Source organism: Luteibacter rhizovicinus (assembly GCF_004342265.1).
Taxonomy (GTDB): domain Bacteria; phylum Pseudomonadota; class Gammaproteobacteria; order Xanthomonadales; family Rhodanobacteraceae; genus Luteibacter; species Luteibacter rhizovicinus_B.
Map to the genome: position 1 here is coordinate 942427 of NZ_SMCS01000001.1, position 8488 is coordinate 950914.

The window sequence follows — 8488 nt, forward strand, 5'->3', positions numbered from 1 at the left end:
GTACTTACGTGCTCCATCCCATGGTTTCCGCGAGCCCATGAACGACGCCGAGAACGACGCCGACGCCACCGATCGGTTGCTCCTGCAGCGCATGTCGGCGGGCGACCGCGTCGCCCTGTCCGTCCTGTATCGCAGTTACCACGGCCGGTTGTGCCGCTTCCTGTCCCGCCTGACCCGGCGGGCCGACATCATCGAGGAAGTCATCAACGACTGCTTCTGGATCGCCTGGCAGAAGTCCGCTACGTTCCATGGCGACTCGCGCGTGTCGACCTGGATCATGGGCATCGCCTATCGCTGCGGCCTGAAGGCCTTGCGTCAGCACGGCAGCGAACCGGTCGACGAGGACAGCCTGCCGGAGGATCGCATTCCCTCGCACGATCCCGACGACGATCGTGTACTGCGCGACTGGCTGGGCAAAGGACTCGATCGCCTCTCGGTCGACCAGCGGGTCGTGATCGAACTGGTTTACGGCGTGGGACATTCGCTCGACGACGTCGCCGTCATCATGCAGTGCCCGGTCGGCACGGTGAAGGCCCGGCTATTCCATGCGCGGGTGAAACTACGCAACGTCCTCCCCGGCCTTGCCGGAGAGGTGTCCACCACAAAGGAGAGCGTGCCATGACGTTCCCAACGGATAACGGCAGGGATTGCAGCCGTGCCTGGGAAGCGATGCCCTGGGTGCTGCTCGACAGCGCCCCGCAAGAACAGAACGAAGAGTTGATGGCCCACCTGTCGACCTGCGAATCGTGCCGCGCGGAATTCGCGCAACAGGATCGTTTGCGCCGTGCCGTGTCGTTGCCTTCGGATATCCCGCTCGACGCCAACGTCGGACTGAAACGTCTGCTCGCCCGTCTGGACGCACCGCAGGAAGAACCTGTCCGCGCTCGCCAGGGAGGCTGGTTCACGCGCGCGCTGGTTGCCGCCGTCCTGCTCCAGGCCGTGGGCCTCGGCGCGCTCGGTATCCGGCTCTGGTCCGAAGAGGCCAATCCGGCGTATCGCACCCTGAGCCAGACCGCCGCGCCGGTCGCGGCGGGCGCGATCCACGTCGTACCCGACACGAACATGAAAGTGGCCGACTGGGATGCCGTGCTGCGCAACCTGCACCTTCAGGTCGTTGGCGGCCCCAACGATGTCGGCGCGTATACGGTCGTCGCGACGGACCCGGCATCGACGCCGGAACAGACGTTGCGGCAGCTGCGCGGCACGCATGGCATCCGCTTCGCGGAGCCTGTCGCCGGTACGCCATGACGCGACGTTTCCTCACCCTCGCCGCCTGCCTGATCGCTCTTGCCGCCTGCACACCCACGCGCCCCGACGACCGGATCGCGATGGCACATCCCGCAGGCAACCGGGTGGCATCCATGGATAGTCAGCGCGACATCGTATTGGCGGTTTCCAACCCGCTGGAGCCCGCTGCGACGCATGCCGGTTCCAGCGTGCTGGGCTATACGCCGACCGGTCACTACGGTGCCGGCCAGCGCGCCGTCACCGTGCTGGCCGACCTGAAACAACACTATGGACTGCACGAGGTCGTCGGATGGCCCATCAAGGCCCTCGACCTCTACTGCGTCGTGGTGAAGCCGGCTCCCGGTGTGGATCGCGACGAACTGATCGCCACGCTCGCGAAAGACGAGCGCGTACAGCTCGCCCAACCGTTGCAGGACTATGCCGTCTACACGGAAGAAAAAACGCCTGCGGCGCACCACTACAACGACCCCTACGCCGACCTGCAACGCGGCTTCGTGGCAACCAGTGCCGCGCTCGCGCACAACGTCAGTCAGGGCGATGGCGTGCATATCGCGATCGTCGACACCGGCGCGGACCTGACCCATCCGGATCTGCAAGCGCGCATCCACGATACGCACGACATCGTCGACGTCGACACGGCCGCGTTCAATCGCGACGCACACGGTACCGAGATCGCGGGCGTCATCGCCGCCGTCGGCGATAACCATCAGGGCATGGTAGGCATCGCGCCCAAGGCGACGCTCAGTCTCTACAAAGCGTGCTGGTATCCGGCCGACGGTCACGGTGCCGCGCGCTGCAATTCCTTCACACTGGCCAAGGCGCTCGCGGCGGTCAACGACACGGACGCACGGATCGTCAACCTAAGCCTCGGCGGTCCGGCGGATCCGTTGCTCGGCAAACTGCTCACGCACCTGTTGAACCAGGGCCGCATCGTGGTCGCCGCACTGCCACCCGATGGCAACGTTCGCGGATTCCCCGATAGCGCGGCGGGCGTCATCGTCGTGCGCTCCGGCGCGGCGACGACGGCGCCGCCGGGTGTCCTCAGCGCGCCTGGCAACGACATCCTGACGACACAACCTGGCGGCAGTTACGACTTCACCTCCGGATCGTCGCTCGCTGCCGCCCACGTGAGCGGCATCCTCGCGCTTATGCTGTCGCTTGCGCCCGATATGGATGCCCAAACGGCGCGCGACCTGCTCCTGCGCAGCAGCAAGGTGTCCGATGGCGTACTCGAGGTCAACGCGGCCTCCGCGCTGGACGCCCTGATTCGCGAACGGAAAGCCGCCCACCGTCCTGGATGAATCCAACCGTGTCGATTTTTTATATCGCGGCGGCGGCGATGATCGCTGTTGCGTTGTGTCTGATCGTCTATCCGCTGCTCCGCCGTAGACCTTCGCGGAGCATGCTCGCGGTCGCCATTGGCACCGTCGCGGTCCTTCCCGTGGCTGCGATCTACCTGTATTCGCTGATCGGTACACCGTCCGCGCTCGACCGGAAAATGCGTGTCGCGCAGGTCGAGTCCGCTACGCCGGTGGATGCGTCCGCCGAAGCGAAACAGCGCGAGGTTGCGGCGTGGATGGACAAAGCGCACGCCGCCGAAACAGCGCGACACCCGACAGAGATCGCGGACGCCTACCGTCACGTACTGGCGATCGACCCGGAGCAAACCGCGGCCATGGTCGGCCTGGTCGAAGCAGGCATGTCGCAACACGCCGACTACGCCATCGACGGCCCCTCGCGCCAGTTGCTTCAGGAGGCCGTGGCGCTGGAGCCGGACAACCAGCGCGCCCTCTGGCTGCTGGGCATCGTCGCCTTCCAGCAGAACGACTATCCCCGTGCCTCGCAAACCTGGCGACACCTGCTCTCGCTGTTGGACGCCGACTCGTCGCTGGCGCGCACCGTCGCCGAAAAGATCGCCGTCGCGGATGCGAGGACGAACGTGCGCGCCAATATCGAAGCGCGAGCACGCTGATGGAATAACCGGGTATCCGCTACGATTGTGACCCGTTCGTTGTTTACCGCCGGATAGCCGCGGTGTCAGGAGAGTCTCGTCGTGTCCCATTATTCCGGTCCCCTGCTCACGCGCCCGATCGCCGAGGCACTGCTGACCGCACGCGATGCCAGTGCGAGCGAATGGACCGGGTCGCTGGACCTTGGCCGCTCGAATGACCATGTTGCGCTGCAGCCGGACGCCTGGCTGTGGCGGGACCGGAGCTATCCGTACCCACCCGCGCTGAAAGATCGCACGATCTACTACTGGGATGGCGACACCTACGAGCCGGTGTCGCGTTTTTCCGGATCGCTGATCAAGCTGGTGCCCACGCCTTGGGGTGCGCCCACCTTCGAGATCGACGGCATCAAGATGCTGCCTACTTCGAAGGAATCGCCGGTAGAGGACGCGCGCCGCAAGGTGGCACTCGTAGAGCCACGCGGCAAGGCGATACTCGATACCTGTGGCGGCCTGGGCTACTTCGCCGCTTGCTGTCTGGAAGCAGGTGTAGGGAGTATTCAATCCTTCGAGAAGAATGCGGATGTCCTGTGGTTGCGGACGCTTAACCCGTGGTCCCCGGACCCACAGGCACCCGACACCGGCGGTCGTCTGCGCCTCACCCATGGCGATGTGTCGGAGGCGATCGTGCAGATTGCGGACGTTTCGGTGGATGCGCTGCTGCACGACCCGCCGCGCTTCGGCATTGCTGGCGAGCTCTATTCCCTGGCGTTCTACGAGCAGCTCGCACGCGTACTACGTCGCGGCGGCCGCCTGTTCCACTACACCGGCAGCCCGAACAAGCTCACCAGCGGTCGCGATGTTCCGCGCGAGGTCGCGAAACGACTGGAGAAGGCAGGCTTCAAAGCGCAGCTGGCGTTGGACGGTGTACTCGCAACCCGTCGTTGACTGCGCGGTCGCTCCCCCCGAATTGACCAAATTCCGTGGATTGCACTACTCGCCGGCTATTTCTTGGGTGGAAACCACACATTGAGGATTTTGCCATCGCGTACTTCGTAAACCGCGACAGCCTCCGGTGTGCCCTTGTCCGCGGGCAGGCCCAGGATGCGCTCGTGGTCGACGACGATGGGACCGTTGACGATACGCGTGACAATGTCCGCACGAAACGCGGCGGGCACCGTTTTCAGGAATGCGTAGGTCTTCTTCAGCTCGGCGATGCCGTGATGAACGGGATTTTTCCCGGTGAGATCGTAAATGCTGACATCGGGTGCATAGCAGGCAGCGAAAGCATCGACATCGTGGGCGTTATAGGCCGCTAGCTGCGCATCTACCACCTGAGCCGGGTCCGTGGAGGTGCCGCACGTCGCGGACGCGGGGGCGCCGCCGGTCTGTGCCGAAGCGGACGCGCAGGCGAGAAACAACCCGAGCATGCCGCATGCGATCGCGATGGATGGCGTAAGCGGCGAGCCGATCGTGGAACGTGACAGGTCTACCATCGGAGGCCGCCTTTATGAGGTTATGTTGCCCGCCCGATGCTTTCAGAGTTTACGGTCAACTTCAAGCGTCCCGAAGCTGTCATGCATAAACATCGGGAGCCTTCGATACATCGTTCATGCGCCATCTGCCGAACAGATCGTCGATGAGGGCTTCCCGGTGTTCGGCAAGGTAGAAGTGATCGCCGTCGAACCTTTGACAGACCAGATCGTGCGTTGCCCACCGGTCCCAGGCCAGAATTCTGTCCGGATGGACATGGACATCGCGGGACCCGGCATACGCCGTTATCGGGAAGCGAACGTCGCAGCCGTTCGGTACAACATAGTCGTCGATAAGGTTGAAATCCGCGCGAAGTATCGACAGCACCATGTCGAGATACTCGCGGTGCCCGAGAATTTCCTTCGGCGTGCCACCGAATCCTTCCAGTAGCCGCAACAGCTCGGCATCGCTCAGGTGGGCGCGCGATGTGTCCCTGCGGCACAGTTGCGGTGCGGGACATGCGGAGACAAAAAGATGCTGTGGAACGGCCAGTCGGCGCTCGTGCAACTGCCGGGCCAGCTCGAAGCCGACCACGGCACCCAGGCTGTGGCCGAAGAATGCAAAAGGCAGGTCCAGAGGCAGCGCCTCCACCAGCATGTTCGCCAGTGCCTGCATCTGGTCTACCGGTTTCTCGGCTATGCGCGCTTCCCGTCCCGGCATCGCTACGGCCCATACCTCGGTATCCGGAGGACAGTACTTGTGCCACTCCCGAAACAGGGATGGGCCTCCGCCGGCATGATGGAAACATATCAGGCGGCGGCGAGCGGCCGGACTCGCTCCAAAGCACCTGAACCAGCGGCCGGGATGATTCACTTCCGTTCGCATAACGGTTGCCTCCTCAACTCTCGGCGTGCGCCAGTACGATGTCGTTCTGACGGTGCTTCACCGCCAGCCATATCCGCCAGAAATACAGTGCGCCGATGATGGCCTCGAATACCGATCCGATGACCCAGCACGTTGGCAGGAAGTTCGCGTCTCCGACATGTCCGGTAGTCACGACGTATATCGTCGGAATGCTGATGGTCCACATCAGAATAAACCGGGTGAAAAACAGAAACCTCGTCAGTCCAAAGCTTTCCATGACCGCCGCTCCGGTCATGGAGAAGGTGAACGCCAGCGAATAGGTCCACAGCACCTGTGAGGTCGCGATCGATGCCCTTTTGATTTCCTCCGGCTTGCCCATCAGTCCGAATGGACTCAGCAATATCTCGGGTGTCGCTATCTGGAAAAACGAAATCACGACGACGTAGATCAACTCGATCGTCAGCGTTACAAAGAGAATCCTCGGTATCTGCGGATAGTCGCCTTCGCCGATAGCCTTCCCGCACAACACGCTACACCCGATACCCAGGCCGATAAGGGGAATGATTCCGATGTAATTCACGGTCAGGTTGATGTTGTTGGCCGCAAGCGCAATCGATCCCAGTCCGGCAATTATCCAGATAAACGCGGCATTCCCGAGGTTATCGATGCCGGCGGAGACGCCTATGGTGAAACCTTTTTTAACGCGCGCGAGAACCTGGCCCAGTATATGGTCGCCTCGTTTGACGATAAGTTTCTTCACGTTTACCCATACGTCGCTGGGCATGAAAGACAGGTAACAGGCCAGAATCGCCAGCGTGCCGAATAGTGTCCCGATAGCCGAGCCCCGCATGCCAAGCTCGGGCAATCCGAACTTGCCGAACACCAGTCCGATGGTCATGACGATGTCCACGGCCTGTCCGATCAATCCGGCGATCAGGGTGATACGGGTTTTTCCAATGCCGTTGAAGTACGACGAAAGCGACATGTTGAATGTCATGACGCTACCGAAGTAACACGACCAATACAGGAACTGCGACTCCAGGTGGGTAATGGCCGGAGGACGGTTGCTCAGGAATGGAATCGTCTCGATCAGCGGTGCCAACAGCAGCAGGATGACGGCGAGTGCGGCGCCGACGAATATCCCGATGGCCGCCTGATAAGCCGCTTCGCCGTGTCCGGATCGCCCGTATGCCTGCGCCACGCACGACCTTGAGAATCCCACCGCCGAGGTAAAGAAAGCGACGATCGCCATCGCGGTATAAATCGCCGGTCCGGAAGCTGCCAGGGTGTCGTTCGAATACCTCGCCAGGCAGATTCGATCGACGAGCAGCATGAGCAGGTTCCCGACCATCGAGCCCATTAATGGAATCGAGACGTTCAGGATTTTCCTGGCTATTCGAAAATCAAAGCCAACCCTATTCTGATTCAATGCGATGCCCCTCGGGATGCGACTTCACGGATGCGGAGCGATGGTCAGACACGAAGCTTGAGTCGCACGGGTACCGCACTGGGACCCATGAAGAAGTTCATGAGCTGCTCGACCGGCGGCGCGTCGGTATCCAGTTCCAGTTCGAAGTTATGCATGATCATCGACACCACTACCTTGATTTCCGTCAGGGCAAGGAAGCGACCGGGACACAGGCGTGCACCGCCACCGAACGGGAAAATCTTGCGTGAAGGATCGTCGTCCCTTTGCGGTTTTTGCTCGAAGATCCAGCGCTCCGGAAGGAACTGCTCGTTCTGTGGGAACTGCGCCTCGTCCAGTCCCTCGCCGATGGTCGATACGATGATGGCCGTATCCTTCGGGATAAAGGTATCCGCGACCACACAGTCGGCATTGCTGCCGAGACCGATAAAGGGTGCGACGGACCTTAACCGCTGGGTCTCGTTATGCGCCGCCTCGAGGTACGGGAATTGCTTCATCAGTTCCCAGTCGCGCACGAGCGGTTCGGCACCAAGCACCGCATCGGTTTCGTTGGTCAGGGTGGCAGCGGCGGCAGGATTCCGTGCCAGAAGATTGATCATCCACGCGATGGAGTTGGCCGTCGTATCTTCGCCGCCAATGACGCTGAGCGTGGCGTTTTCGATGAGATCCTGATCGGTGAAGTTCGACTCGGGGTTGTCGCTTGCGGCGATCATCGCCTGCAGCATATTGGCTGGCTTTTGCTGCAGGTGCGGCTGCTGCTTCATAAGCTCGCGCGTGTTCCTGACGAATTCAATGACGGCCTGTTCGACCTCGACCGCGGATTTATCGGCAGCACGGTCCACCGGTAGCTTGAGATAGCGCCAGTAAGGAATCAGCGCGGCGTTGCGACTGCCCAGGCGCCGGAACAGGTTGTCGATATTGCGTTGCAACTGATTGTCGTCGTCGTTGACCGCATCGATGTCGTGCCCCATCGCGATACCCACGACGATATCGAGTGCCAGGGCTTTCAGGTCGCGACGCAGGTCGACGGGCTTGCCGTCCGCCACCGCGGCCTTCCAGCGCGTGAGCATCCGTTCGGTCATGAAGGTCATCGTAGGAAAGAAGTTGCGCACCACTTCGGCATTCAGTCCTCCCATGACCAGCTTGCGCTGCTTTCGCCAGTCGTCGCCTTCCGCGGTAATGACGCCCTTGATGTTCAGTTCGCCCATGATCGTCTTGAGGTTTCTGGTTCGCCTGAAACCATCGGGACGTTCTTTCAGCAGGCTGCCGACAGCGGTGCGATCGGAGACGATCACGAGCGGGCGGCCCAGGATATTCAGACGATAGATCGGTCCGAACTCACGAATCCATTTCGCGAGTGTCAGGTGCAACTGATGTCCACCCACCTGCAGCAGGTTGCCGAAAAACGGTTGACCCTTGGGACCGGGCAGGTCCGCAATCGTACGCGAGTACTTGAGCTCGTCTATGTTTTCCACATCCGATTCAGGGGCTAACGTGTTTGAATCCATGATGGTATTCCCGGGTGCATT

General features: G+C 61.7%; 9 protein-coding genes. 5 read left to right on the top strand and 4 right to left on the bottom strand.

Annotated elements, in window-relative coordinates; translation table 11 throughout:
• The first annotated feature begins 37 nt into the window (after positions 1 to 37).
• The 5 genes from EC912_RS04170 to EC912_RS04190 all read left to right on the top strand — a co-directional run bounded on the left by EC912_RS04170 (position 38) and on the right by EC912_RS04190 (position 4144).
• Positions 38 to 622 carry an RNA polymerase sigma factor gene (locus EC912_RS04170; protein WP_132141838.1) on the top strand — a complete coding sequence of 195 codons (585 nt, stop codon included), beginning with the start codon at positions 38 to 40 and terminating at the stop codon, positions 620 to 622.
• On the top strand, positions 619 to 1248 hold the full coding sequence (locus tag EC912_RS04175; RefSeq protein ID WP_132141839.1) for an anti-sigma factor family protein: 630 nt from the start codon (positions 619 to 621) through the stop codon (positions 1246 to 1248). Before EC912_RS04170 ends, EC912_RS04175 begins: the two co-directional genes overlap by 4 nt.
• Positions 1245 to 2549 carry a S8 family serine peptidase gene (locus EC912_RS04180; protein WP_132141840.1) on the top strand — a complete coding sequence of 435 codons (1305 nt, stop codon included), beginning with the start codon at positions 1245 to 1247 and terminating at the stop codon, positions 2547 to 2549. The genes EC912_RS04175 and EC912_RS04180 overlap by 4 nt, the downstream gene beginning before the upstream one ends.
• A gap of 8 nt (positions 2550 to 2557) precedes the next feature.
• Positions 2558 to 3220 (top strand): tetratricopeptide repeat protein, encoded by a 663-nt coding sequence (locus EC912_RS04185; RefSeq protein ID WP_132141841.1) that lies wholly within the window; start codon positions 2558 to 2560, stop codon positions 3218 to 3220.
• 81 nt (positions 3221 to 3301) lie between these two features.
• Entirely contained in the window at positions 3302 to 4144 is an 843-nt protein-coding gene (locus EC912_RS04190) for a class I SAM-dependent methyltransferase (RefSeq protein WP_132141842.1), read from the top strand.
• Between the two features lie 56 nt (positions 4145 to 4200).
• Here the strand turns inward: EC912_RS04190 and EC912_RS04195 are convergent, their stop codons facing one another.
• From EC912_RS04195 to EC912_RS04210, 4 genes are all read right to left on the bottom strand, one after another.
• A complete protein-coding gene (locus EC912_RS04195) occupies positions 4201 to 4692 on the bottom strand; it encodes a nuclear transport factor 2 family protein (RefSeq protein WP_132141843.1) in 492 nt (163 codons plus the stop codon).
• Between the two features lie 79 nt (positions 4693 to 4771).
• Positions 4772 to 5554: a thioesterase II family protein gene (locus EC912_RS04200; protein ID WP_132141844.1), complete on the bottom strand. Its 783-nt coding sequence runs from the start codon at positions 5552 to 5554 to the stop codon at positions 4772 to 4774.
• A gap of 13 nt (positions 5555 to 5567) precedes the next feature.
• A complete protein-coding gene (locus tag EC912_RS04205; RefSeq protein ID WP_132141845.1) occupies positions 5568 to 6893 on the bottom strand; it encodes an MATE family efflux transporter in 1326 nt (441 codons plus the stop codon).
• 113 nt (positions 6894 to 7006) lie between these two features.
• Entirely contained in the window at positions 7007 to 8467 is a 1461-nt protein-coding gene (locus EC912_RS04210) for a cytochrome P450 (protein WP_165973499.1), read from the bottom strand.
• Between the last annotated feature and the right edge of the window lie 21 nt (positions 8468 to 8488).

Excerpts from the sequence above, each read along its gene's own strand:
- EC912_RS04170 (WP_132141838.1), top strand. The coding sequence starts at position 38 with ATGAACGACGCCGAGAACGACGCCGACGCCACCGATCGGTTGCTCCTG.
- EC912_RS04175 (WP_132141839.1), top strand. The coding sequence starts at position 619 with ATGACGTTCCCAACGGATAACGGCAGGGATTGCAGCCGTGCCTGGGAA.
- EC912_RS04180 (WP_132141840.1), top strand. The coding sequence starts at position 1,245 with ATGACGCGACGTTTCCTCACCCTCGCCGCCTGCCTGATCGCTCTTGCC.
- EC912_RS04195 (WP_132141843.1), bottom strand. The coding sequence starts at position 4,692 with ATGGTAGACCTGTCACGTTCCACGATCGGCTCGCCGCTTACGCCATCC.
- EC912_RS04200 (WP_132141844.1), bottom strand. The coding sequence starts at position 5,554 with ATGCGAACGGAAGTGAATCATCCCGGCCGCTGGTTCAGGTGCTTTGGA.
- EC912_RS04205 (WP_132141845.1), bottom strand. The coding sequence starts at position 6,893 with ATGGGCTCGATGGTCGGGAACCTGCTCATGCTGCTCGTCGATCGAATC.
- EC912_RS04210 (WP_165973499.1), bottom strand. The coding sequence starts at position 8,467 with ATGGATTCAAACACGTTAGCCCCTGAATCGGATGTGGAAAACATAGAC.